The sequence below is a fragment of the Hymenobacter baengnokdamensis genome, assembly GCF_008728635.1.
GTDB lineage: Bacteria > Bacteroidota > Bacteroidia > Cytophagales > Hymenobacteraceae > Hymenobacter > Hymenobacter baengnokdamensis.
The window spans coordinates 1,209,581-1,234,005 of sequence record NZ_CP044285.1 but is presented as its reverse complement, the minus strand read 5'-3'; the positions used below and the strand labels follow the sequence as shown (position 1 = coordinate 1,234,005).

21 protein-coding genes and 2 tRNA genes are annotated in these 24,425 nt (G+C 60.6%); 4 read left to right on the top strand and 19 right to left on the bottom strand.

Annotation, left to right across the window (positions count from 1 at the left end; genetic code table 11):
* The first annotated feature begins 101 nt into the window (after window positions 1-101).
* Entirely contained in the window at window positions 102-1,898 is a 1,797-nt protein-coding gene (locus F6X24_RS05245) for an ABC transporter ATP-binding protein (protein ID WP_151087008.1), read from the top strand.
* 93 nt (window positions 1,899-1,991) lie between these two features.
* On the opposite strand, the gene F6X24_RS05240 is transcribed toward F6X24_RS05245, so the two are convergent.
* A complete protein-coding gene (locus tag F6X24_RS05240; protein WP_151087006.1) occupies window positions 1,992-2,387 on the bottom strand; it encodes a T9SS type A sorting domain-containing protein in 396 nt (131 codons plus the stop codon).
* Between the two features lie 216 nt (window positions 2,388-2,603).
* On the opposite strand from F6X24_RS05240, the gene F6X24_RS05235 reads away from it, so the two are divergent.
* The 3 genes from F6X24_RS05235 (at window position 2,604) to F6X24_RS05225 (ending at window position 3,654) form a co-directional block, all read left to right on the top strand.
* Window positions 2,604-2,677 (top strand) — tRNA-Pro (locus F6X24_RS05235).
* Window positions 2,678-2,797: 120 nt separating this feature from the next.
* Window positions 2,798-2,871 (top strand) — tRNA-Pro (locus F6X24_RS05230).
* 114 nt (window positions 2,872-2,985) lie between these two features.
* The gene (locus tag F6X24_RS05225; RefSeq protein WP_151087004.1) at window positions 2,986-3,654 is read left to right on the top strand and encodes an outer membrane beta-barrel protein; all 669 of its coding nucleotides are present in this window, start codon (window positions 2,986-2,988) and stop codon (window positions 3,652-3,654) included.
* Between the two features lie 115 nt (window positions 3,655-3,769).
* On the opposite strand, the gene F6X24_RS05220 is transcribed toward F6X24_RS05225, so the two are convergent.
* From F6X24_RS05220 to F6X24_RS05135, 18 genes are all read right to left on the bottom strand, one after another.
* Window positions 3,770-4,282 (bottom strand): hypothetical protein, encoded by a 513-nt coding sequence (locus F6X24_RS05220; RefSeq protein ID WP_151087002.1) that lies wholly within the window; start codon window positions 4,280-4,282, stop codon window positions 3,770-3,772.
* A gap of 12 nt (window positions 4,283-4,294) precedes the next feature.
* Entirely contained in the window at window positions 4,295-5,449 is a 1,155-nt protein-coding gene (locus F6X24_RS05215) for a zinc-dependent alcohol dehydrogenase (RefSeq protein ID WP_151087000.1), read from the bottom strand.
* Between the two features lie 214 nt (window positions 5,450-5,663).
* Window positions 5,664-6,182 (bottom strand): hypothetical protein, encoded by a 519-nt coding sequence (locus F6X24_RS05210; protein WP_151086998.1) that lies wholly within the window; start codon window positions 6,180-6,182, stop codon window positions 5,664-5,666.
* Between the two features lie 59 nt (window positions 6,183-6,241).
* Window positions 6,242-8,038 carry an ABC transporter ATP-binding protein gene (locus F6X24_RS05205; protein WP_151086996.1) on the bottom strand — a complete coding sequence of 599 codons (1,797 nt, stop codon included), beginning with the start codon at window positions 8,036-8,038 and terminating at the stop codon, window positions 6,242-6,244.
* Between the two features lie 171 nt (window positions 8,039-8,209).
* Complete coding sequence (gene truA, locus F6X24_RS05200; protein ID WP_151086994.1) at window positions 8,210-8,986, bottom strand: tRNA pseudouridine(38-40) synthase TruA; 777 nt, start codon at window positions 8,984-8,986, stop codon at window positions 8,210-8,212.
* 93 nt (window positions 8,987-9,079) lie between these two features.
* Window positions 9,080-9,268, bottom strand: coding sequence for a PID-CTERM protein-sorting domain-containing protein (locus tag F6X24_RS05195; RefSeq protein ID WP_151086992.1), 189 nt, complete (start codon window positions 9,266-9,268; stop codon window positions 9,080-9,082).
* 55 nt (window positions 9,269-9,323) lie between these two features.
* Window positions 9,324-12,443 (bottom strand): LamG-like jellyroll fold domain-containing protein, encoded by a 3,120-nt coding sequence (locus F6X24_RS05190; RefSeq protein WP_151086990.1) that lies wholly within the window; start codon window positions 12,441-12,443, stop codon window positions 9,324-9,326.
* On the bottom strand, window positions 12,347-13,261 hold the full coding sequence (locus F6X24_RS05185) for a glycine-rich protein (protein ID WP_151086988.1): 915 nt from the start codon (window positions 13,259-13,261) through the stop codon (window positions 12,347-12,349). Before F6X24_RS05185 ends, F6X24_RS05190 begins: the two co-directional genes overlap by 97 nt.
* Before the next feature lie 525 nt (window positions 13,262-13,786).
* Window positions 13,787-13,975, bottom strand: coding sequence for a PID-CTERM protein-sorting domain-containing protein (locus F6X24_RS05180; protein WP_151086986.1), 189 nt, complete (start codon window positions 13,973-13,975; stop codon window positions 13,787-13,789).
* A gap of 54 nt (window positions 13,976-14,029) precedes the next feature.
* On the bottom strand, window positions 14,030-17,662 hold the full coding sequence (locus tag F6X24_RS05175) for a LamG-like jellyroll fold domain-containing protein (RefSeq protein WP_191906468.1): 3,633 nt from the start codon (window positions 17,660-17,662) through the stop codon (window positions 14,030-14,032).
* A 582-nt stretch (window positions 17,663-18,244) separates the two neighbouring features.
* Window positions 18,245-19,147 carry an ATP synthase F1 subunit gamma gene (gene atpG / locus F6X24_RS05170; protein WP_151086982.1) on the bottom strand — a complete coding sequence of 301 codons (903 nt, stop codon included), beginning with the start codon at window positions 19,145-19,147 and terminating at the stop codon, window positions 18,245-18,247.
* Window positions 19,148-19,262: 115 nt separating this feature from the next.
* On the bottom strand, window positions 19,263-20,843 hold the full coding sequence (gene atpA, locus F6X24_RS05165) for a F0F1 ATP synthase subunit alpha (protein WP_151086980.1): 1,581 nt from the start codon (window positions 20,841-20,843) through the stop codon (window positions 19,263-19,265).
* Between the two features lie 8 nt (window positions 20,844-20,851).
* A complete protein-coding gene (gene atpH, locus F6X24_RS05160; RefSeq protein ID WP_151086978.1) occupies window positions 20,852-21,415 on the bottom strand; it encodes an ATP synthase F1 subunit delta in 564 nt (187 codons plus the stop codon).
* Between the two features lie 83 nt (window positions 21,416-21,498).
* Window positions 21,499-21,993 (bottom strand): F0F1 ATP synthase subunit B, encoded by a 495-nt coding sequence (locus F6X24_RS05155; RefSeq protein ID WP_151086977.1) that lies wholly within the window; start codon window positions 21,991-21,993, stop codon window positions 21,499-21,501.
* 191 nt (window positions 21,994-22,184) lie between these two features.
* Window positions 22,185-22,445 (bottom strand): ATP synthase F0 subunit C, encoded by a 261-nt coding sequence (atpE, locus tag F6X24_RS05150; RefSeq protein ID WP_151086975.1) that lies wholly within the window; start codon window positions 22,443-22,445, stop codon window positions 22,185-22,187.
* A gap of 80 nt (window positions 22,446-22,525) precedes the next feature.
* Complete coding sequence (gene atpB, locus F6X24_RS05145) at window positions 22,526-23,587, bottom strand: F0F1 ATP synthase subunit A (RefSeq protein ID WP_229725361.1); 1,062 nt, start codon at window positions 23,585-23,587, stop codon at window positions 22,526-22,528.
* Window positions 23,588-23,650: 63 nt separating this feature from the next.
* Window positions 23,651-24,064 (bottom strand): hypothetical protein, encoded by a 414-nt coding sequence (locus F6X24_RS05140; protein ID WP_151086971.1) that lies wholly within the window; start codon window positions 24,062-24,064, stop codon window positions 23,651-23,653.
* A gap of 78 nt (window positions 24,065-24,142) precedes the next feature.
* The gene (locus tag F6X24_RS05135) at window positions 24,143-24,382 is read right to left on the bottom strand and encodes an AtpZ/AtpI family protein (protein WP_151086970.1); all 240 of its coding nucleotides are present in this window, start codon (window positions 24,380-24,382) and stop codon (window positions 24,143-24,145) included.
* Between the last annotated feature and the right edge of the window lie 43 nt (window positions 24,383-24,425).

Below are 24,425 nucleotides of genomic sequence, written 5' to 3'. Positions count from 1 at the left end.
TTTAGGCAGCTGTAGCTGGCCCAAACGCCGTTGCGGCCACAAAAGTACCCGTTTTTTTTCGGTTGAGGCCCGGTTTTTCAGCCTTAGCCCCTCCCTTCCCCATGCCCACCCGCGCTCTAGCCGCCGTCAATCCGCATATTTTTCGCTATAAATGGCATTTCCTCGGCGGGGTGCTCTTTGTAATTCTGAGTACGCTGCTGACTATTTTTCCAGCCCAGCTCGTGCGCTACTCCTTCGATTTGGTAAACGAGGGCATCGACCTCTACCACCTTTACGCCGGCACGCAGGCGCAGGCGGGCGTGTACCAGCTGTTTGGGCGCAACGTGCTGTTCTACGGCATGGTCATCATCGCGCTGGCCCTGCTGCGCGGTATCTTTTTGTTTTTTATGCGCCAGACGCTCATTGTGATGTCGCGCCGCATCGAAAACGACCAGAAAAACCAGATTTTCCAGCACTACCAGTCGCTGCCGCTGGCTTTTTACCGCCGCCACAGCACCGGCGACCTCATGTCGCGCATTTCCGAAGACGTGGGCCGGGTGCGCATGTACCTCGGGCCGGGCATCATGTACTTTTTGCAGCTCGTGCTGCTGTTTGTGCTCGTGGTGCCGCTCATGCTGCTCGTCAACGTGAAGCTAACGGTGCTCACGCTGCTGCCGCTGCCCATTCTGTCGGTCAGCATCTTTTACGTTAACAACCTGATTGAGAAGAAGTCGGACGACATTCAAAAAGCGCTGGCGGCCATGACTACCTTCACCCAGGAAGCATTTTCGGGTATCCGGGTGCTCAAGTCGTTTGTGCGCCAGCAAGACTCGTACGAGCAGTTTCAGGTATCGACCAACGAGTACAAAGACAAGTCCTTGAGCCTGAACTTCGTCAACTCGCTGTTCTTCCCGCTCATTATGTTTCTGGTGGGTATCAGCACCATTGTCACGGTCTGGATTGGCGGCCAGGAAGTTATTCGTGGCACCATCACCACCGGCAGCATCGCCGAGTTTATCATCTATGTGAATCTGCTGACGTGGCCCGTCACGGCGCTGGGCTGGACCTCGTCGCTGGTGCAGCGCGCTGAGGCCTCGCAGGCCCGCATCAACGAGTTTCTGGATGAGAAGACCGATATTATCTCGCGCCGGAACGTGGTGCGCGAGATTGCCGGCGATATTGTGTTCGACCACGTTACGTTTACTTATCCCGACACCGGCATCCGGGCGCTGCGCGACGTGAGCTTCCGCATCCGGCCGGGCCAGACGCTGGCCGTGATTGGCAACACGGGCTCGGGCAAAAGCACCATCGCGGCCCTGCTCTGCCGGCTGTATGACGTGACCAGCGGCGATATTCAGGTCGATGGCGTGGACGTGCGCGACTACGCGCTGACTTCGCTGCGCGAGCAAATTGGCTACGTGCCGCAGGACGTGTTTCTGTTTTCGGACAGCATTCGCCACAATATTAACTTCGGCCTCGACCAGCCCGACGAGGTACGCATGGCCCAGGCCGCCCGCGATGCCGACGTGTACGAAAACATCATTCGCTTTCCCGAGGGCTTCGATACCAAAGTAGGCGAGCGCGGCATTACGCTCTCGGGCGGCCAGAAGCAGCGCGTGAGCATGGCCCGCGCCCTGGTGAAGGAGCCCAAAATCCTGATTCTGGACGACTCGCTCTCGGCCGTCGATACCAAGACCGAGAACGCCATTCTCGATAGCCTCCAGCGAGTGATGAAGAACCGCACCAGTCTCATCATCTCGCACCGCGTAAGCTCGGTGAAGCTGGCCGACGAGATACTGGTGCTCGACGACGGGCAGATAGTGCAGCACGGCACCCACGCTGCCCTCATGGCCGATGCCGCCGGCCTCTACCGCGCCCTCTACGAGCGCCAGCTCCAGACGGAGGCAGCAACAACGTAGAATATTTACTATATATTAGAAATACAATACCCGGCCCCGGTGCGAATAATTTCGCATCGGGGCCGGGTATTGTCAGCTTTGGCGGGCGGCTGGCTAGTTGCCGAGCTGCACCAGGCGGGTACCTTTCTTCTCGCCGGCCGTGCACCGCACCACATAGGGCCCGGCCGGCAGCGACGCTACATTCAGCACGACCGGCGTAGTGCCAACCATCACCGTTTTGGTGAGTACCGGGTGCCCTTCCTTGTCGTTTATTTCGAATCGTGTGGGGCCGGGCGCGTCGCAGCGCACGGTGAGCGTGTGGGAAATGGGGTTTTGCTCCGCTTTGATTTTAAGCGCGTTGGGGTCGGGGGCCGGCGTTACCGGGGCCAGCGCAATGGGGGCCGGCGCAGCTGCCGCCGTGGCGCCAGTGGCCCCCGGTGGCGTGGTTTGGGCCAGCAGGCTAAGGGGGGCCAGCAACAAGCTTCCCGCTAAAGTGGAGATTGATTTCATAAAGCCAGGCAAAGTAAAGCGAATGAGCTGATTCCGTCAAGTTGCTCGGGTAAAGATAGTGCGGCGGGCAGCTTGCAGCTTCCTTCTGCCAGTTAACGATTTTTAGCCCCTGCCAATGATAGAGTTAGCTATTTTTTCCGGAGTAACGAGCAAAAATAGCCGCCTGATGTTGCGGAAACGAATTTTGTTTGCCTACCTTTGCAGCTCCAATTCCCTCGGGGTGTAGCGTAGCCTGGTATCGCGCCAGCATGGGGTGCTGGAGGTCGTAGGTTCGAATCCTGCCACTCCGACCGAGGGACAAGTTGCCCCCGAAAAAACCCCCGGCCTTCGGGCTGGGGGTTTTTTTAGGCATTCTTGACTTAGCATTGGAATTCCCGACGCGGAGCCGCCCCATCGGCCCGCCAAGTTTTCGGGGTGTAGCGCAGCCCGGTAGCGCGCGTCGTTCGGGACGACGAGGTCGTAGGTTCGAATCCTGCCACCCCGACTTTAAAAAAGCCCGGCCCTTCTTGAAGAAGGGCCGGGCTTTTTTGCATACTTAATAGAGAAATTAAAGAAAGGCAGCATACATTTGCTTGACCTTTCACTTCTCCTTCATTGTATGCAAAAGCATTTCCTGCTACTTATTATCTGCTGTGCCTCGGTGCAAGCAAGCCAGGCCCAAACTGCACTTAAAGCTGGTACCGTGGCCTTGAGTGGCAGTATCAATTTCACTCAAAATAAGGAGGATACAAGCAGCCCTTATTATAACGGCGGCAATACTTATACTTATACCGATAAAATTTTCAACTTCAACCCCGGCATTAGCTACTTTGTGGCAGACAACCTAGCTATTGGTGCCGACGCTACCTGGAGTATTGAGGAGATTTCTGCTAAGTCGAATAGCAGCTCGTCAACTCCCTATTACCGCACTACTACTAGCCTGCGCGTAGGGCCTTTTGCACGGCGTTACTATATGCTGACTGACCAATTTGGCTTTACAGGCACACTGGGGGCCGGCTATGAGCACGATTCGCAGCCCGCTGGCAATAATGGCTCGTCGAACCAGACAGCGAGCGGATTTTACGCGGGTCTGACACCAGGCATTATTTTTATGCCGATTCCGCGCATAGGCTTAGGAGCTTCGATTGGAGGACTGACCTATGACCGGCTTAATGTGAAGTCTGACAACAGCAGTTCCAACGTCTCCGACGATACAGTGTCGACTCTTGGCGCAAGCTTTGGCCTGGCCCAACTCACGTTCAGCGGCACGTATTTCTTTGGGCGATAAGTAACCCTAAAGCAGAAAGCCCGGCCTACCTGCTGTAAGGTAAGCCGGGCTTTCTGCTTTAGGGTTATTATGCTGGAAGCTTCGCTTTCTATTGAGTAAGCTATTGCTCATCAAACTACCGGGCTGAGCGGCTATGCTTCTTCGGAGCGCTTTTGCGGGAGAGCACGAACACGGCCGCCGTGGTGACGAGCGCCGCGGCGGCGATTTTCTCCAGCATGCCGACGCGGTCGTATTTCCATTGGGCTTTGTAGCCTTTCTCGGCCCAGATGTTGGGCACCTTGCCGTGCGCCAGGTCTTCCACAATGCCTTCGACTACGTTGACGCGGTCGGCGAAGAGCAGGGGCAGCCAGTGCAGGTAGCTGTTTTCGCTGTAGTTGAAAGCGAAGCGCCGAATTATGCCGCTGAGGCCGCTGGGAGGTGAAGAAGTGCCGAATACCGCCGATACGTTGGGCCGCTCGTTGGAGTGCAGCACCTCGACGGTAATGGGCTGCTGGGTGGGGCGCACCCAGCTATAGCCGTCGTGGTCTTCGGGAGTACGCTGCCGCATGGGGTACGTCGGGTCGTTGTCGGGGTCGGCATCGATACCCCAGCCGGGCAGCAGGTTCGGGTCTCTGGTTATGGTTTGCATGGTCGTGGGGCGTTAGATACCGGCAGAGGGCGAGATGAGTACCGGCTTGATACAATTGTCCAGCTTCGCAGAGAAAATACGGTAGCCATCGGCTACTTCTTCGAGCGGGATGCGGTGCGTAATCAACCCCTTCGGGTTAAGCACGCCGTTCTGCACGTGCTCGATAAGGCGGGGCAGCAGGCGTTTTACCGAAGCCTGGTTGGCCCGAATGGTCAGGCCCTTGTTCAGCACATTGCCGATGGGCACGAGGTTGTCGGTAGGGCCATACACGCCCACGATGGACACGACCCCACCCTTGCGCACGGCATTAATGGCCCAGTGCACGGCCGTAGCCGAGCCCGCCTGCAAGAGCAGCTTACGGCCGGTAATGGTTTGCATGGCATTGCCCGCGGCTTCGGCCCCTACGGCGTCGATGCACACGTCGGCCCCTATCCAGTCGGTGGTTTTCTTGATAAAGAGCACCGGGTCTTCCAGCTCGCGGAAGTTGTAGGCCTCGCAATTGGCGTAGTTGCGGGCAAACTCCAGGCGGTAGTCGATGTGGTCGATGATGATGACGCGGCCGGCCCCAAACAGCCAGGCGCAGCGGGCCGCCATGATACCCACCGGTCCGGCCCCGAATACCACTACCGTATCGCCTTTTTGAATACCCGCCATTTCGGCGGCCTGGTAGCCCGTGGGCACTACGTCGGTGAGCAGCACGGCATCGTCGGGGTCCATGCCGGGCGGAATAACCGTGGGGCCCACGTTGGCATAGGGTACGCGGGCGTATTCGGCCTGGCCACCGTTGTGACCGCCGGCGGTGTGCGAGTAGCCAAAAATGCCGCCTACGGCCGTGGCTTCGGGGTTCGACTCGTGGCAGTTGCCAAACAGGCCCTGCTTACAGAAGATGCACTTGCCGCAGGCAATATTGAAGGGCACCAGCACATGGTCGCCGACTTTCAGCTTGGTGACCTCCGAGCCGATTTCCTCCACAATACCCGTAAACTCGTGGCCGAAGGTCATGCCCACGCGGGTATCGGGCACGTTGCCGTTGTAGAGGTGCAGGTCGGAACCGCAGATGCACGTACGCGTGACCCGCACAATCGCATCCTCCGGATGCTTGATTTCGGGCATTGGTTTTTGGCTGGCGCGAACCCTTTTCGGCCCCCGGAAATCCATAGCTAGCATAAGAATCCTCCTTTACAGTTAGCGTGAAACAGCAGCGGCACCACCAGGCAGCGCGCCGCTAGGCTGTACTCGCTCTTTCTGCTGAAGGTTAACGAATACCGATTTAAATGAATAAATTACGTGCTAATACCCAGGTAGCAGGGTGCCTGCTACGTATAAACACTTACTTCCTGGGCTTTGCTGAGATGGGGGCTGGGCTGGTGCTCGGGGTGGGCTACTTCACTCCTACCCGCAGCTCGTCGGTTTCGTTGGGGCCAAACTGCTCGAGGTAAAAGGGCTGCTTGGTGAGCTGCCGGCTCTTGCTAAACTCTTCGGCTGCGGCGTAGAGCTTGCCCGGCGCCAGCAGGAAGCTCACCCCGCGCACGCGGGCCACTACCACGCGCTGCCCAGCGGGCACCACGCGGTAGCGCCAGCCGGCCGGCAGCCGGGCAGCGGTGTCGGGCACCAGCACGCCGATAAAAGCGCGCACCGAGTCGTGGGCCGACTCCGGGTTATTATAGTAAAGATTGGCCAGGGGCAGCGCCGGACTGGCATCCTGGCGCGATTTGGCGGCGCGAAACAGCTCCCCGAAACGCTCGTCCTGCACCTTGCCGTGGAAGGGCTGCCCGGCCAGCAGCACCGGCGCGGCCGTGGTTTCGAGGGCAACGGCGGGCGTGCGCAGCCCGCCCAGATAGGCATAGATACCCAGGCCGATGGCCGTAAAAAGCAGGACGAGGGGAAAGAAGAAACGCATTAGGTAGTGAGTACTGATTAGTGGTTAAGCAAGCGAAGAACCCGCCTGGCTGCTAGCCATTAACCATTGACCTCCGCGCCTTTATACTGCATGCGGTAGAGCTGAGCGTAGTAGCCGCCGAGGCGCAGCAGCTCGTCGTGGGTGCCGGTTTCCTTGATTTCGCCGCGGTCGAGCACGATGATGCGGTCGGCTTTCTGGATGGTGCTGAGGCGGTGGGCAATAACGAGCGAGGTGCGGCCTTCCATGAGCTTGTCGATGGCGTGCTGAATGAGCTCTTCCGTCTCCGAATCGACGGAGGAAGTGGCCTCGTCGAGCACAATCACGCGGGGCTGGTACACCAGCGCCCGCACGAAGCTGATGAGCTGGCGCTGGCCCACCGAGAGCGTAGCGCCGCGCTCCATCACGGGGTAGTCGAGGCCGCCGGGCAGGCGGCCGATAAAGCGCTCGGCCCCGACCAGCGCGGCGGCTTCCCAAATCTGCGTGTCGCTTATCTGGCGGTTGCCCAGGGTAATATTATCGCGGATAGAGCCGGCAAACAGAAAGACATCCTGCAGCACCACGCCAATCTGGCGGCGCAGCTGGCTCAGGTCGTACTCGCGCAGGTCGTGGCCATCGACCCGGATATGCCCCTGCTGAATATCGTAAAAACGCGATAAAAGATTGATGATGCTCGTTTTGCCCGCGCCGGTAGCGCCCACAAATGCCACCGTCTGGCCGGGCTGCACGTGGAAGCTGATATCCCTGAGCACCCATTCGGGCTCATCTGTTTCGCCTTCCTGCTGGTTGTAGGCAAACCAGACGTGGTCGAACTCTACCTCGCCTTGCAGCTGGGGCACCGGCGCGGTGCCGGAAGTGGCTACCAGGTCTTTACTGTCGAGCAGCTTGAGCAGGCGCTCGGTACTCACCAGGCCCAGCTGGAGGGTATTGAAGCGGTCGGCAATCTGGCGGATAGGCCGGAAAAACAGCGCATTATACATGATAAAGGCGATGAGTGCGCCCTTTGAGATACTCCCCTCAATCTGACCCTGGGCGGCGTACCACACCAGCAGGCCCACGCCGATGGCGCCCAGCACCTCAGCCACCGGGAAGTAGATGCTATAATATAGTACAGACTTAATATTTGCCCGCGTGTGCTCCTGGTTTATTGCCTCAAACTTGCGGTACTCGCGCTCCTCGTTGTTGAAGATTTGCACCACGTTCATGCCCGTAAGGTGCTCCTGCACGAACGAGTTGAGCTTGGCCACGGCGTTGCGCACTTCCTGAAAGCTGCCTTTTACCTTCTCCTTAAAAACGTAGGTGCTGAAAAGCAGCGGCGGAATAACCGAGAGGCTGATTAGCGCCAGCTGCCAGTTGGTCCAGAACATGAAAATCATGAGAAAGACAATCTGGAGCAGGTCGCCGACCATGGCGGCCAGGCCCTCGCTAAACACGTCGGCCAGGGTTTCGACGTCGGATATATTGCGCGTGACGAGCACGCCGATGGGCGTGCGGTCGAAGAAGCTGAGCTTGAGGCTGAGCAGGTGGCGGTAGAGGTCGGCCCGGATATCGCGCACAATGTACTGGCCTAGCCAGCCGCCGTAGTAGGTCTGGAGGTAGCTCACCAGCGTATGCACCAGCAGCAGCCCGAGCAGCCACAGCGTGGAGCGGTTGAGGCCGGCCCAGTCGTTGTTGGTAATGTCGACATCGACCATGCGCTGGATGAGGGCCGGGCGCACTGTACCGAGCACGGCCGTGGCCACCGTGAGGATAATAAGGCTGATGAACGTGCCCCGGTAGGGCGTCACGTAATTGAGCAGGCGGCGCAGCACCTGCCAGTCGAATACCTGACCGGTTTTGGTAGCGGAAGTTGGGTCCATAAAAGTAGCTTGCTAACAAAGGTCGGTCAGGTTCGTTGCGTGGCGGCGAAGAAAGGCGTTTGGCGCCGGCGCTCAGCCGCTTTGAGCCGACCTACTCCAAGCAGCTGATTTAGACTTTTTTGTACTGACTCCTTATGCACTGGAACCTAACAGGCTATTTTGTGCCCGAAATCAGGCTGGCTCTCGCACATCTGCGGCTGGCACTATTCCGGCCGGATACTCTACCCTGCTCAGATACAGCCCTTTGGCCGGGGCAGCTCCGCTGGCTGCTATGCGCTGCTGCCGGTGCAGCACCTGCTGAAACTCCAGCGGCGTGAGCTTGCCCCGACCCACGTCGAGCAGCGTACCTACCACGAGCCGCACCATGCCCCGCACAAAGCGGTTGGCCCGGATGCGAAATACCAGCCCCTCGGCTGTTTCGTGCCAGCCAGCCTCGTAGAGGCAGCAGATGTAGTGGGTTTCGGCCCCTTTCACCTTCGAGAAGGCCGTGAAGTCGAACTGGCCAACCAAATAGGAAGCGGCCACATTCATGGCGCCTACGTCGGGCCGGCCCCGGTCGAGGTACAGCGCCTGGTCGCGCCGGAAGGGGTCGGGCCGCAGGCGCACGAAATACTCGTAGGTGCGGGCCTCAGCTGAGAAGCGGGCGTTGGCGCGCTCATCGACCTCATGAATGCGAAACACCTGCACATCGGGCGGCAAGGCGCGGTTGAGGCGGTAGCGCAGCAGGTCGAGCGTCATCTCGGGCGGAAAGTCGGCTTCGAAATGAGCTACCTGGTGGCTGGCGTGCACCCCGGCATCGGTGCGCCCGCTGCCCTGGGTGCGTACGGACTGGCGCAGCACGTTGCTTAACGCGGTGTTGAGGGCTTCCTGCACGGTAGGTACGCCCGGCTGCACCTGCCAGCCACTGTAGGCCGTGCCGTCGTAGGCCAGATGAATGAAATAACGCATATTTCCTCAAAAGTACCGCCCCTGGCGCGCAAAAGCCCCCGCTGCCAGGTAGCAGCGGGGGCTTGAGGGGTAGAGCGAAGCTATTGGCTCGCTTTAGCGAGCGCGGCGCTGGCGCAGGCGCTTGAGGCCGTAGGCCACGCCCGAGGCCAGCAGCAGCGAGGCCCCGCCGTCGAGCGGCACGGACGTCACGGCCTGCGGCGTGGGGCCCGTCGAGCCTGGGGCCTGCGCCTGGGCCAGGCCAGTGAGCGCCAGCAGCAGGGCCATTGTTAGCAGTAGTTTCATAAGAGAGAAGTTAGCGCCGGCCCCACGGGCGAGGCCGGCTAAAGTTGGAAAAAAGCTATTGAATAACCACGCGCTTGGCCAGGACAGTGGCGCCCGCCGTCAGGCGCAGCGTGTACACCCCAGCGGCCAGGTTAGCCGTTTCGACCGTGAGCGTGGTGCCGGCCGCCGGCAGCGCGGCCGATTGGCGGCGCACTGCCTGGCCCAGCGTGTTAAGCAACTCCGCCTGAACCGAGGTGGCTTGCGCCACACCCGGCACCAGCACAGCAAACGAGCCGTGAGCCGGGTTGGGGTACACGCTCACCAGCTCGGCCGTGAGCACCGGCACCGTGGCCAGGGCCGTCTGTGGGCCGAAGCGCAAGCTAAAGCGGCCGGTCAGCAAGCTCGTGGCCTGGGCCGCCGTCACGCTGAAGCGGTAGCTCGTACCCGGGCTCAGCTGGGTAGTCTGGCCGGTCTGGGCATCAGTGAGGAAGCCCGCCAGACCCGCCGGCAGGTTGGCCATGGTAGTTGCCGACAAGCTATAGGTGCCGGCCGCCGGCACGCCTACCGCCAGGGGCAGCACCAGGCCCGCCGTGAAGGCGGGGCGCCCATCGATGGCCAGGTTATCGGTCGCCGTCGCGCTGGCCAGGTTCAGCCCCGTTGAGTTAGGCAGCTTGACTGCGTCGTACCTGGTATCAAAGCCCGCCGTGGCCCCGTCCTGGGCGTAGGCGGTAAAGGCATCAGCCAGGCCGTTGCCGGCCAGGTCAAGCTGCACCTGGGGGCGCAGGTCAGCCGTGGTGCGCTGAAAGGCCGTGGCATTCACTGCCGTCAGGCGCTGCGCGTTGTGAAAGGTGAGCGAGCCGCTGGTCTGGCCCGCGCTCACCCGTACAAAGAAGCCCTGCGCGGTCGGCAGCACCGGGTTGCCCCCGATGCCATTCACGTACGAGCGGTAGGAGCCCATATACTGCCCGCTGCTCTGCACCACGTAGACGGCTGCATCAAGGTTGGAGCGGTCAGCGTTAGCTACCAGGGAGTAGTCGAGCGGAGCCGGGTAAGGGTTGGCCAGCAGCGCCCAGCCCGCGTTGGCATCGGTGCCCCGGCTCAGGCTCTTGGTCAGGTCGCCCGTAAAAGCTGTGCCCGTGAAGCTCACCGTCTGCCCGGCGGCGATGTTGACGGCGTAGCCCTGGCCGTTGGCCAGGGTCGTGGTGGTAGCAGCGGGCACGACAAACCCTTTGTCAAAGGCGCTCAGGTTGTTGGTGGTCGTGGCCAGGCGTGTTTCATCGTACGCGAATACGTTGGGGAAGGGCGTGGTGGTGCCCGGTGTGGCGCTCGTGTTATAGGCCGGCGTGAGCACCGGCGTGAAGCCGCTGGTGGCCGTGCCCAGCGAGGCCACCGTGGCGCCGCTTACGGGCGCCCCGAAGTGGCGGTAGCCCAGCCCGGCGTTCAGGCTGCCGTCGATATAGCGCTGCGCCGTGGTTGCCCCGTTTATTACGCCCGTGCCGCTGTTCACAACCAGGGCCGTACCGGCGCTGCTGCTGAGCAGAGTCAGCGCCTTGCCGCCGGTGGTCAGGTTGCCAGCCCCGCTCAGGGTCAGCACCTGGGTCACAGCCAGCGGATTGGTGAGGCTGAGGTCGGTGCTGGTAGCCACTAAGAAGTTGCGTACCTGACCGGGCAGGCCATCGCCGGTGTCCTGGCTCTGGCCGCCGCTGTAGCTGTAGCTGGCGTCGCTGCTGTAGGTGCGGGCACCCAGCACGCGCACGGCCCCGATGTTGCCCAGGGCAGTGCCCGGCCCGCTCAGAATGCCCCGCGGCCGGCAGATATCGAGAGTGCCGCCCGCGTTCAGGGTAAAGCTGCCGCTGCCCGTAAACAGGTTACAGCCGTCGGCCAGCCGGCCGCCGCTGTTCACCACGATGGGGCCGCTCACCATCACGTCGCCGGCCAGCGTGCCGTTGCCCCCACTCTGCACCGTGAGGCTGCTGTAGCTGTCGGCCGGAATGCTCTGCGTCGTCGTCACCACCAGGTCGTTGACCAGCGTAAATACCGGCCCGGTGTAGGCCGTGAGCGTAGCCGAGGCCAAGCTCACCGGCCCCGTCGTTACATACTGCGGGGCCGTGAGAACGGCCGTCAGGTCGCTGCCAGGAGTAGTGAAGGGCGTTACGGCCGTGCCGTTGAAGGCAAAGCTGGTGGCATCCGTCAGGTTAGTGCCCGTTACAGTCACGCCCGTGCCCGACTTTCCACTCGTGGGCGAAATGCCCGTGATAGTGGGGAAGCTACGCACCCAGTTGCTGGTGGTGCCAGTCAGGGCAAAGTTGGTCAGCGTGCCAGTATGGCCGTTGCTGGTCTGGTCGGGGAGGCTGGTAAAGCCCGCGTTGTTGCCGCCGGCCGTGCCCTGGTCGAAATTATAATAAGCTACCTGGCTGCCGGGCACTGAAGCATTCGTGCTGAACATATCGGCCTGGATATTGGCCGCCGTCAGGGCCGCACTGTACACCCGTACCTCGTCGTAGCGCCCTGTGAAGAAGCGCTGCGGACTGCCGCTCAGCCACGCACCCAGACTATAGGTCTGGCTGGCTACAGCAATGCCGCCGGGGTAAGACAGGGTGCCTCCAGTCAGCGTGCCGTTGAGATAGAATTGCAGGGTTTGGCTCGTGGCAGAATATACCACTGCCACGTGCGACCAGCGGCCAAGCGGAACGGTGAAGGGACTGTCCATGTCAGTCATACCACTAATGGTAAACCGCAGCTGGCCGTTGTTAAGAAACTGGCAATGGACCGTGCCCGTTGGGAAGTTGTCGCCATTGAGCAGCACGTTAAAGCCGTTGTTGAGGGAAGTTGGGTTCACCCAGCCTTCCAGCGTAAACAGGCTGGTGGCCGGCAAGGCCGTGCTGACGTGTACGTAGGCACCTACCCCATCAAAGGCCAGCGCGTTGTTGGTGGGTGGGTTCACCGTGAAGGCCACTCCACTGCTGGTACCATTGGGCGTGGTCAGGGTTACGTTGCCGGTGGTGGCCCCCGTGGGCACGGTGGCCGTCACGGTCGTGGCGTTTACCACGGCAAAGGTGGTGGCAGCCGTGCCGTTAAAGCTCACGCCCGAGGTCCCCGTCAGGTTGCTGCCCGTGAGCGTGACACTAGTGCCCACCGGCCCGCTGCTGGGGCTGATGTTGGTAAGAGAGGGGGGAATGACCGTTGTAATAGCCAACGTGCCGTTGGCGAGGCCCCCACCAGGCTATAGGCGATATTGCTGCTACCCGTGGGCAGCACGAACGACGACCCGCCGCCGCCGCCATTAACGCCAACAGGGTATTGGCTGCCGTCATAGCCGCCGCCGCCGCCGCCGTAGTAGCCCCCGCCGCCTGCGGCGTTAAAGTTGTTGGGGTAGCCATTGCCCCCCGTGCCATTAGAGCCTGGGTAGCCGCCACCGAGCGCGGTGGTTGTGGCCCCCTGGCCAGCCGGGCCGCCCTGGCCACTTACGCCGTTGCCGCCATTAGGAGTGCCCCCGGCTCCGCCAGCAGCGGAGCCAAAGTCGCCGGCCCCGCCGCCACCGGCCACCAGCAGCGCGTTACGGCTGGTGAGGTAATCACCGGTGCTGCCGTTGGCGGTCAGTCGGCGCAGGTCGGTGGCTCCGCCGCCGCCGCCGCCCGTGTAGGCGCCGTTGCCCCCGCCGTTGTAGCCGCCCGCACCGCCGACACTACTGCTGCCGTTGCTGTTGCTGTCCGTGCCCTGGCCGCCTACCACCACGGTGAGTACCTCCCCAGGCACTACCGTTACCGTGGCCTGCACCTGTGCCCCCACGCCTCCTTTGTTATTGCCCCTATTGCCGCCACCGCCGCCGCCCGTGGCTACTACGTTAAGCTTGGTCACACCGGCCGGCACGGTGTAGGTCTGGGTACCTCCGGTATAGGTAAAATTAGTGGTTGTTTGGGCCTGAACTGCGCCGGCCGTGGCCAGCAGTCCCAGCGCCGCCAGGAGAAGGGTAGCGCCCCGCGCCAGGCGGGTTACGGAGGAGAATTCTGTCATACAGGAAAAAATTTGAGAGTAAAGAAGTTAAATCTTGACGTTTACTGACTATAGCCAGGGATTTCGCAGCATTCGCCACGCCACAAAGGACGGCGCTGACCTGCTGCACTGGTATCGCATAAAGGGCTGAAACTGCGAAACCAAGATGGCTGAACTGTTTTACTTAGTGGCTGGCCAGTCTGGGTGGGCGAGCGGCGTAGCAGCGGCCTGTACAAAAGCCCCGGCAGGCAACCAGCGAGGCGCCATGCCAGACGGCCAACAAAGACCAGGTAATAAGGCTGAGGCCAGCTTACAGCCCGGCGTTCGTAGTCGCGAGTCCGGCGTTTGTAGCGGGCGGCGCCCAAACCCATGCAGGGCGTAGGCAGACCTGCTTCTTCGTTACCGCTGGGCTGCCCCACTGCTACACCGAGTAACGTGGGGCTACTGTCCAAAGCAAGCAACCCCCATGTCTCAACCTCGTTCTCAGCACGAAAAAGCCCCCGCGGCCGGGTGGCCGCGGGGGCTTGAAGTATGGTGCGCCGGCTCTTAACGCTGGCGGCGCTTGCGCAGGCGCTTGAGGCCATAGGCCACACCCGAGGCCAGCAGCAAGGATGCGCCCCCATCGAGGGGCACGGACGTCACGGCCTGCGGCGTGGGGCCCGTCGAGCCCGGGGCCTGCGCCTGGGCCAGGCCGGTGAGCGCCAGCAGCAGGGCCATTGTTAGCAGTAGTTTCATAAAAGAGAAGTTAGCGCCGGCCCCGCGGGCGAGGCCGGCTGAAGTTGGAAAAAGCTATTGAATAACCACGCGTTTGGCCAGCGTGCTGGTGCCCGCCTGCAAACGCAGCGTGTACACCCCAGTAGCCAGACCGGTCGTCTCCACGGTGAGCGTGGTGCCGGCCGCCGGTAGCGCGGCCACCTGGTGCCCAACTACCTGGCCCAGCGTATTGAGTAATTCAACCTGCACCGAAGTAGCCTGGGCAATACCCGGCACCTCTACCGCAAAGCGGCCATGGGCCGGGTTCGGATACACATTTACGGCAGTGGCCGTGAGGGCGGGCAGCGTGGCCAGGGCCGTTTGCGAGCCGAAGCGCAGAGCAAAGCGGCCGGTCAGCAACGCCGTAGACTGAGCTGCGGAAACATCGAAGCTATATATAGTACCTACGCTCAGTTTCACTACCTGACCATTCTGGGTGTCGGTCAGGTAGGCATCGAGGCCGGCGGGCAGGTTGCTGAAAGCAGCGGCCGTCAGGGTGTAGGTGCCGGCGGCCGGCACCCCTACCGCCAGCGGCAGCACCAGGCCCGGCGCGAAGGCGGGGCGACCGTCGATGGCCAGACGCTCACCGGCGGCTGTTGCGCTGCTCAGGTTCAGCCCCGTCGAATTAGGCAGCTTGCCAGCGTCGAACTCGCGGTCGAAGCCCGCCGTGGCGACAGCTTCAGCATAGGTTACCCAGGCATCGGCCAGGCCGTGACCGGCCAGCTCCAGGCGCAGAGCAGGGCGCGGGTCGGCGCTGGTGCGCTGGAAAGTAGCCTGGCTGCTGTAGCTCGTGGCCCGCTGGGCATTGCGGAAGGTGAGCGAACCGGCGGTTTGCCCGCTGCTTACCCGCACAAAGAAGCCCTGGCTGCTGGCAATGAGCGGATTATTGCTGGCGCTGGTGCTCTGGCCATTCACGTAAGCGCGGTAGCCGCCGGCATAGGGGCCGGTGCTTTGCACTACATACACGGCCGCATCCAGGTTGGGGCGGTCGGCGGGAGCCACCTGCGAGTAGTCGAGCGGAGCCGGGTAGGGGTTGCCCACCAGTGCCCAGCCCGCATCGGCCGCCGTGGTGCCGCTGTTGCGACTCAGGTTTACGGTCAGGTTGCCATTACCGAGCGTGCCCACGAAGTCAACGAGCTGCGCCGCCCCGATTTCCACGGCGTAGCCCTGGCCAGGCGTAAGGGCCGTGCTCAGGCTGGCCGGCACAAAGAAGCCCTTATCAAAAGGCGCGTAGTTGTTGGTAAGCGTCAGGCGGCTCTGGTCGTAGCCAAAAACGTTGGGGAAAGGCGTGGTGGTACCCGGCGTGGCCGAGCTGTTATACACACTGGCCTGGCTCACTTCGGGCGTGAAGCCCGTGGTAGCTAAGTCGGCCACGGTGGTGTTGGTCACCGGGGCAGCGTAGTGGCGGTAGCCCGCACCGCTGTTCAGGCTGGGGTCGATGTAGCGCTGCACGATGGCGTTGCCCGTTACCACGCCCGTGCCGCTGTTCACTACCAGGGCCGTGCCGGCGGCACTGCTCAGCAATGTCAGGGGATGGGTAGGCCCGAAGAAGCCCAGGTCCAGGTTGCCGGCTGCGCCCACTGTCACTACCTGGGTCACGCTGGTGGCGGCGCTCAGGGTAACGGTATTGGCATTGGTAGTCGTGAGGTTGCGCACCTGCGCCGGCAGGCCGTTGCCGGTGCTCTGGGCAACCGTGCCGTTATACACGTAGCTGGCATCGGTCGAGAAAGAGCGGGCGCCCGTGTTCTGGATAGCGCCGCTGCCACCGCTGGCCGTGATGCCCTGAGCCGAGCAAATGCCCAGTGTGCCACCCGCCGCCAGTATAAAGCTGCCCGCACCGCTGAGCACGTTGCAGCCGTCGTTGAGGGTGCCGCCCGCATTCACCGTTGTGCTGCCGCTCACCGTGACGGGGCCGGCCAGGGTACCATTGCCGGGGCTGTTAACGGTAATGCTGCTGTACGAGCCCGCCGCAATGGGCATAGTTGTAGTTACCACCAGGTCGCCGGTAAAGGTGAAAGTCGGTCCCTTATACTGATTCAGCGTAGCTGAGCTAACGCTGACCGGGCCAGTGCTGGCCGTGGCCGGCACGGTGATAGTGGCCGAGTAATCGCTGCCAGGCGTTGTGAAGGGCGACACGGCCCCGCCGTTAAAGGCAAAGCCCGTCGCGTCGAGCAGGTTGGTACCCGTCACGGCTACGCTCGTGCCCTGTGCGCCGCTGCTGGGCGAAATGCCCGTAATGGTGGGGAAGCTGCGTACCCAGTTGCTGGTGGTGCCGGTCAGGGCGAAGTTATTCAGCGTACCGGTATTACCCCTGCCGGTTTGGTCGGTAAGACTGGTTACACCCGCGTTGTTGCCGCCGGCTACGCCCTGGTCAAAGTTGGCGTAGTAAACCTGGCTGCCGGGCAGGGCCGAGCTGGTGCTGAACATATCGGCCTGCACCTGGGCCTGGGTCAGGCCCGTGTTGTAGATGCGCACTTCGTCGAGGCTGCCGGGGAAATATTCGCCGTTATTTGTGGAGCCGATGCGTAAGTTGCTAGCATCGGGCACGTTGTGGCCGCTGGGCTTATCACTGGCCTTAAGCACTCCGTCGAGGTAAATGCTGCGCGTGGTGCCGTCGAAGGTGGCCGCCACGTGGTGCCACTTGCCACTAATATCGCCCACGTTAGCTGCCAGGTCGTTAGCCCACCAGTAATTATATATCACGCCAGACGGGTCCAGCCGCAGGGCGTTCACCTGACTGGTTGTACCGTAGTTGCCCCAGCCGACAATGCCGTAGACCCCCATGCTGGTAGGCTTTATCCACGCCTCAATGGTGTAGGCGCTGTTGCCCACGGGAACTGGGGTGCTGCTGGGCAGGGATACATAGTTGCTTGCTGAGTTGTTAAAAGCCAGCGCGTTGTTGGTCGTCACGGTAAAGGCAGTGCTCACCGACTGGCCGCAGGGCAGCGTCACCACCGCGTTGCCGGCGGGCGTAGCGCCCGCCGGCACCTTAAACGTGAGGGACGAAGCCGTAGCGCTGATAATGGTAGCGGCCACGCCATTGATAGTAAGGCCGGTGGCTCCGCTCAGGTTAGTGCCCGTCAGGGTGGCAGTCTGGCCTACCATGCCCGTACCCGAGCCGGTGAGGGTCGCAGTGGGCGGGGCTAGCACCGTTACCTGGGCAGTAGCGGTGCTGGTATTTGTACCGTCGCTGGCCGTTAGCAGTACATAATTGGGGCCAGCCACGTCGGCGCAGGTGTAGGGTTGCGTGGCGGCGTCGGCTGAGTAGGCCGCCTGCACCGCCAGGTTTTTGGGGGTGCCGTAGCAGGGGTCGCCAAACGTAGTATTGTTGACCGGGATACTACCCGTATTGTTGTTGAGCAGGGCGCCGCTCACTACCGACTTGCTGGTGGCTGCATTGCAAGTGTTGGTGTAGTTACCGTTGTTACCCGACGAGTTACCATAGCTGGCATAGGGTATCGCCGTAAAAAGCGCTCCGGTGGGCGTAGTAAGTGTAAGGGTACCGCCCTCCGCTACCTGGCCATATACAATTTTCTGAATAGTGTAGGTGAGAGTACCGCTTCCCCCGCTGCTGCCATTATTGACGCTGGTGGCGGCCAGCGTGGCCGTGCCGTTGGCCGCGAGCTGCACCGTCACGTTTTGGGCGTTGGCTGTCAGTATACTAATCAAAGGACTCGGGACTGATTTTAGTCGCGTCGCCCGCGCTGGGCGGGCAGCCTGGTTGTGGGCCCAGGTGGGGCTGGCCAGGGGCAGAGTAACCAGTACCCCTGCCACTAAGGGCAGCCAGCCTCGCCCCTGCCGCAGTACAGAGTGAAGAAGTTTAGTCATATAAAAGGGATAGGGTAAGTAACACGGAATCAGCGAGCCGCCTCCGTGTTGGTGATTACCACAAAGGAAGGCGAATTACTGATGCAATGGTATAGCATAAAGATGCTAGATGCCCCTTGGCTAGCTGAGTGGCTGGTTTTCCTTAGCGGATGGCTTATTCATGACAAAATCCTGCTAATTATCCTGCCGGGCACTAAAATTTATTGATTATATATAATTTTTAATATATTATAAATTACCGCCCGGTCAGGCGGCCTACGCATGCGCTAGCAGCTCCGGCACCCTGCTCGCAGCTGTAGGCTATTTTCCCTGGTCGCCCCTGTTGCGGGTAAGCCAACGGCCAGCAGGCAACCTTTGGCCAACAAAAAAGCGCCGGAACCCCAGGGTTCCGGCGCTTTCGCACGCAGTGGCATTTACCAGCGTTTAGCGGCTCGCCGCCAAGGCCTCGGCCCCACCCACGATTTCGAGAATCTCGGTGGTAATGGCCGCCTGGCGGGTACGGTTATAGGTTAGCTTCAAGGCTTTCAGCAATTCGCCGGCGTTGTCAGTAGCTTTATCCATCGCCGTCATCCGCGCGCCATGCTCTGAGGCATTGCTTTCCAGCACAGCCTTGTAAAGCTGGATTTTCAAGCTCTGCGGAATCAGCGTCTGAATGATATCCTCTTTGCTGGGCTCGAAAATATAGTCGATGCTGTTTTCCGGAGCGCTGGTACCGGGCGTACCGGCAGACACTTCGGCCGGCAGCAAGGGCAGTAGCTGCTCGGTCTGAATAACCTGGGTAGCCACGTTTTTGAATTCGTTGTACACCATTACTACCTGGTCGTAGCTGCCTTCGGCAAAGCCGCGCATAGCCGCTTCGGCGGCCACCCGCACCGTATCGAACGAGAGCTGGGCGAATACGTGGGTATAGTCGCCTACCCGGGCAAAGCTGCGCCGGCCATAGTAGTCGTGCGCCTTCTTGCCGATAGCCATCACCGAAATATTGCTTTGCGGCAGGGTAGCGTAGCGCTCCGCAATCAGGGCATTCACTCCCTTAAATACGTTGGCGTTGAACGCCCCCGCCAGGCCCCGGTCGGAGGTAATGGCAATAATGAGCACCCGGCGCACGTCGCGCACCTGGCCGTACTCGCTCACTACCTCATCGGTCGTCGTGCGGGTCAGGTTGGCCAGAATGCTGGTAAGCCGCTGGGCGTAGGGACGCATGCGAATGATGTTGTCCTGGGCCCGGCGCAGCTTAGCCGCCGCCACCATTTTCATAGCTTTGGTGATTTGCTGCGTGCTCGAAACCGACTGAATGCGCGAGCGAACTTCTTTTAAAGAGGCCATAACTTATACGAAAGGCTAAAGAATCATTTATTATAGTGAGCGCAACGAGGTGGTGCGCAGCAATCGCACCACCTCGTTGCGCTCACTATGACAAACGGCGCTTGTTATTTACTGCTTAAGCGGCGTAGCCGGCGGCCACATCTTTGGCGGTCTGGCGCAGGGCTCCCGTTACGGAATCATCGAGCTTGCCGGCTTTCAGTGCCTTGAGGGCGTCGGGGTGGCGGGCATTCATTACCTGCGTAAACTCCTTCTCAAACTCCCGCACACGGTTAACCGGGACGGTGTCGAGCAAGCCATTGGTAGCGGCGTAGATGATAGCCACCTGGTCTTCCACCTTCACGGGCGAGAACTGGGGCTGCTTCAGAATCTCCAGGTTGCGGCGGCCACGCTCAATAGTAAGCTTGGTCGAGGCATCGAGGTCGGAGCCGAACTTGGCAAAGGCTTCCAGCTCGCGGAACTGTGCCTGGTCGAGCTTCAGCGTGCCGGCTACCTTCTTCATGCTCTTAATCTGGGCGTTGCCACCCACCCGGCTTACTGAGATACCTACGTTGATGGCAGGACGCACACCGGAGTTGAAGAGGTTAGTTTCGAGGAAAATCTGACCATCCGTAATCGAGATTACGTTGGTCGGAATGTACGCCGATACGTCACCTGCCTGGGTTTCGATGAGCGGCAAAGCCGTTAGCGAGCCACCGCCTTTCACCAGCGGCTTCAGGCTTTCGGGCAGGTCGTTCATGTTGCGCGCAATCTCATCCGAGGCGTTGATTTTCGCGGCGCGCTCCAGCAGGCGGCTGTGCAGATAGAATACGTCGCCGGGATACGCCTCGCGGCCCGGAGGACGACGCAGCAGCAGCGACACCTCGCGGTAGGCTACGGCCTGCTTCGACAAGTCGTCGTATACTACCAGCGCCGGCCGGCCCGTATCGCGGAAGTATTCGCCGATAGCGGCCCCCGTAAAGGGCGCATAAAACTGCATCGGCGCGGGGTCCGAGGCCGAAGCCGATACCACCACGGTATAGTCCATGGCCCCGCCCTTGGTCAGGGCCTGCACCACTTGCGCTACCGTCGAAGCCTTCTGGCCGATGGCCACGTAGATGCAGAATACGGGCTCGCCGCGGTCGAAGAACTCGCGCTGGTTCAGGATGGCATCAAGCGCTACGGTCGACTTGCCGGTCTGGCGGTCGCCGATAATCAGCTCGCGCTGGCCACGGCCAATCGGAATCATGGCGTCGATAGCCTTGATGCCGGTTTGCAGCGGCTCGGTTACCGGCTGCCGGAAGATTACACCCGGCGCCTTCCGCTCCAGGGGCATCTCGTAGGTCTGGCCCTGAATGGGGCCCCGACCGTCGATGGGCTGACCCAGGGTGTTTACCACGCGGCCTACAATGCCCTCGCCTACCTGAATAGCGGCAATCTTGTTGGTGCGGCGTACGGTAGCGCCCTCTTTGATATCGCCGTAGTCACCGAGCATTACGGCCCCTACGTTGTCTTCTTCGAGGTTAAGCACCAACGCTTGCAGGCCGTTTTCGAACTCAATCAGCTCGCCCGACTGGGCGTGCGAGAGGCCGTAGATGCGCGCCACGCCGTCGCCGACCTGGAGCACGGTGCCGACTTCTTCCAGCTCGGCAGCCGATTTAAAATTGGACAGCTGCTGCCGCAGGATGGCGGATACTTCGTCCGGGCGTACTTCAGCCATGATAATAGTTAGTTTAAGCTATGTTGATAAGTATTGTCGGTCAGGGAAGTACGCAGACGGCGCAGGTTGCCTTTTACCGAGTCGTCAATCTGCCGGTCGCCGACGCGCAGCACGAAGCCGCCAATCAGCGAGGGGTCCACCTTCTCGGTGAGCGAAACATCGGGCAGGCCCGTCTGCTGCTTCACCAGCTTCTCTACTTCGGCGCGGGTGGCCGGCGTGAGCGGGGAGGCCGACGTTACCTCCGCCACCTGCACGCCCAGCAGGGCATTGTACTGCGAGCGGAACTCGGTGCCAATGTGCTCCAGCGCGGCCTCGCGGTTTTTGCTGGTCAGAATCTGAAAAAAGCGCATCAGCGTATCCGACACCTTACCCTGAAAAATGGCGGTGAGGATACTGAGCTTTTTGTCGTGCTTAACAATCGGGTTGCGCAGCAGCAGGCGCAGGTCACGGCTGCCAGCCATCGTGTTGGCCAGCAAGTCCATATCCTGCTTCATCGTTGCCAGGGTGCCCATTTCCTGCGCCAGGTCCAGCAAGGACTTGGCATAGCGGGCAGCTACTCGTTGGTCGGCCATTGGTAGGTTGGTTGTCGGTCGTTAGTTATCAGTTGTTTGATGATGCGGCCCCTTGCGAAAGCCTGGCAACTGACAACTGACACCTAGTTAAGCTTTACGTCTTTCAGGTACTCATCTACCAGCTTTTGCTGGGCAGCGGGGTCGGCCAGCTCGCGGCGCAGCACGCGCTCGGCAATATCGACACTCAGCTGAGCAGCGGTATTCTTTACTTCGGCCAGCGCCTGGTTTTTTTCCTGCTGAATAGCTTCGCGGGCCTGCTGCGAAATCCGATTGGCTTCTTCGACAGCCGTAGTTTTTGCTTGCTCGATGAGCTTGTTGGCAATCGTCTGGCCTTCTTTCAGCATCTGGTCGCGCTCGTGGCGCGCATCAGCCAGCAGCTTCTCGTTGCCGGCCTTCAGGCTCTGCATTTCCAGCTTCGCCTGCTGGGCCATTTTCAGGGCCTCGTCGATGCTGTCTTCGCGCTCCTTGAGCGAGCCCAGAATGGGCTTCCAGGCAAACTTGGCCAGCAAAGCCAGCAGAATAAGGAAAATCAGGGTTTGCCAGAACAGCAAACCAAACTCGGGGGTGATAAGCGACATAAGGACAGCAAGTATCGGGGTGGCGGTGAGCCGGCTAAGGCGCACCAATGAACATCCGGCAGCGGCAGGTAAGTTGCCAAAACCGTGGGCTTAGCCTGTTTTCCAGACCGTACCAGGTTTCAGCCGAACGAAAACCCGGCACGGCCGGCCTCCGCAGAAGGAAGCCAGCCGGCCGGGCTATACCGACGCGATTACTGCAATTTCAGGGCGATGAGCAGGCAGACTACTACTGCGAACAAAGCTGCACCTTCAACCAGGGCGGCCACGATGAGCATAGCCGTCTGGATTTTGCCCGAAGCCTCCGGCTGACGGCCGATGGCTTCCATAGCGCTACCGCCGATGCGGCCAATGCCCAGGCCAGCGCCCAGGATAGCCAGACCAGCGCCGATGCCGGCACCCATTACAGCCAGACCAACCGAATTAACAACTTGCAGCAACAACGAAAGAAGCATGGTAAAAAGAAAAATGTGTGTAGGGAAAAAACTTGGAGGAAATACGACCCGGCCGCCCGCTGGCAGGCAGCCCGGCTAACTTAGTGAGCCGCTACGTCGGGCCTGGTGAGGTGAGCAATGTCAGAGCCACCGTCACGCTCATCGGCGGTACCGAAATTTTCGTCGTGCCCGTGGCTTTCATCATGGTGGTGCTCCTCCAGCGCTCCGCCGATGTACATAGCGGTAAGCAGGGTGAAGATATAGGCTTGCAGTACCGATACCAATAGCTCCAGCACACTGATAAACAGACCGAAGGGAACCGACAGGAAGCCGGTAAGCGCCGAGCGGAAAATGAAAATGAGGCTGATGAAACTCAGGATAATGATGTGGCCGGCCGTAATGTTGGCAAACAGACGCACCATGAGCGAGAAAGGTTTGGTAATCACCCCAATCAGCTCGACCGGAATCATGATGATGCGCAGGGGCAGCGGCACACCCGGCGTCCAGAATATATGCTCCCAGTAATATTTGTTGCTGCTGAACAGGGTGACAATCAGCGTCAGCACGGCCAGCATCATGGTCACGGCAATGTTGCCGGTGAGGTTGGCGGCGCCGGGCGTGAGGCCCAGCAGGTTATTAAACCAGATAAAGAAAAACACCGTGAGCAGGTAGGGCATGTAGCGCTCGTACTTGGGGCCGATGCTTTTCTTGGCTACCTCATCGCGGATGAAAATAACAAACGGCTCCAGAAAGCCTTGCAGGCCCGACGGGGCCCGGCCAACCCGCTGCCGGTAGGACCGGGCCACCGACGTAAATACCAGGAACAGTAGCAGGCTGCTTACGGCCAGCGCGGCCACGTTTTTGGTGATGGAGAAGTCGTAGACCTTGCTGCCGTCGAGGGTCGTCAGCTTTTCTTCTTCCAGCTTGAAGTTCTGGTAGGTTTTTCCCTCGGCTACTTTCTCCGAGGAGAACACCGACAGGCCCTTCCCCGGCTGATACGCAATTATAGGAAAATAGCTGACAAAGCTGCCGTTATCGGTGCTGAACCAGTGCCACTCGTGCGAGTCGGCTACGTGATGCAAAATAACTTCGCCGGGATTGAAGGCTTCCCCCTTTTTGCCCGCTTCGGTGGGTTCGGCTGCAAAGCCGGCGAACGTGCACAAGCAAAGAAAGAGAGTGAGTAACCGCTTCATTAATATTGAGTAAAATCCAGACCCGAAGGTAAATTATTCGCTTTTCGGGAGTTGTTTCGCTGAAAACGGGCGCAAGTTACTAAAAATAGCCCATATTTCAAACCCGGCACATAGAAAATAGCCCAGGAAGAAGGCCCCGAGGAAGGTTAGCAAGCCGTGGTCGTCGTTGATTCCGCCGGTGTAGAAATAGGCTAGCACCATCCCGATTCCGAGCACCAGGCGCAGCCCTACCCCGCCGAAATAAGCCGCCAGAAAGTTGTCGGGCGAGCGGCGGGTAGTGCGCGCCGTAAACCAATAAGTAAGCAGGGTAAGGGCCAGCAGCGCGCCCAGCACGTAGGGCGCCAGCGGATGAACAACCGCCGCGCCGAACCCCGCCCGCAGGCCGAACAGTACGGCAAAGCTGACCAGTGCAAAAGCACTAAAATGGGTTAGAAAGCGAGTGCTCATAAATCAACCAGCCCGGGCCGGAGAACAAAGGTCGGCACAGACGAGCCAATATCCACGCTTTCTTCACTCATCAGGGTATTAGTCGGGCCGCATGGCAGAACGAATAACCTGGAACAGCGCCAGAAATATCCCACTGAGCGTGAGGCCAATGGTGTACCAGGGAGTTTTTGTCTGAAAATGGCCATCGAGCCATACGCCGGCCCAGGTGCTGAGACCGATAATGGCTACCATCTGCACGGCAATGCCGGAATATTTGGCCAGGGCCGAGTTGTTACGAGCCGATGCGTCGCTTTCGGGGGTGGGTGGCAGTGCACTCATAAGTAGGAGAGCATCAAAAAGTGTGGGGCAGTCGGGATGGACA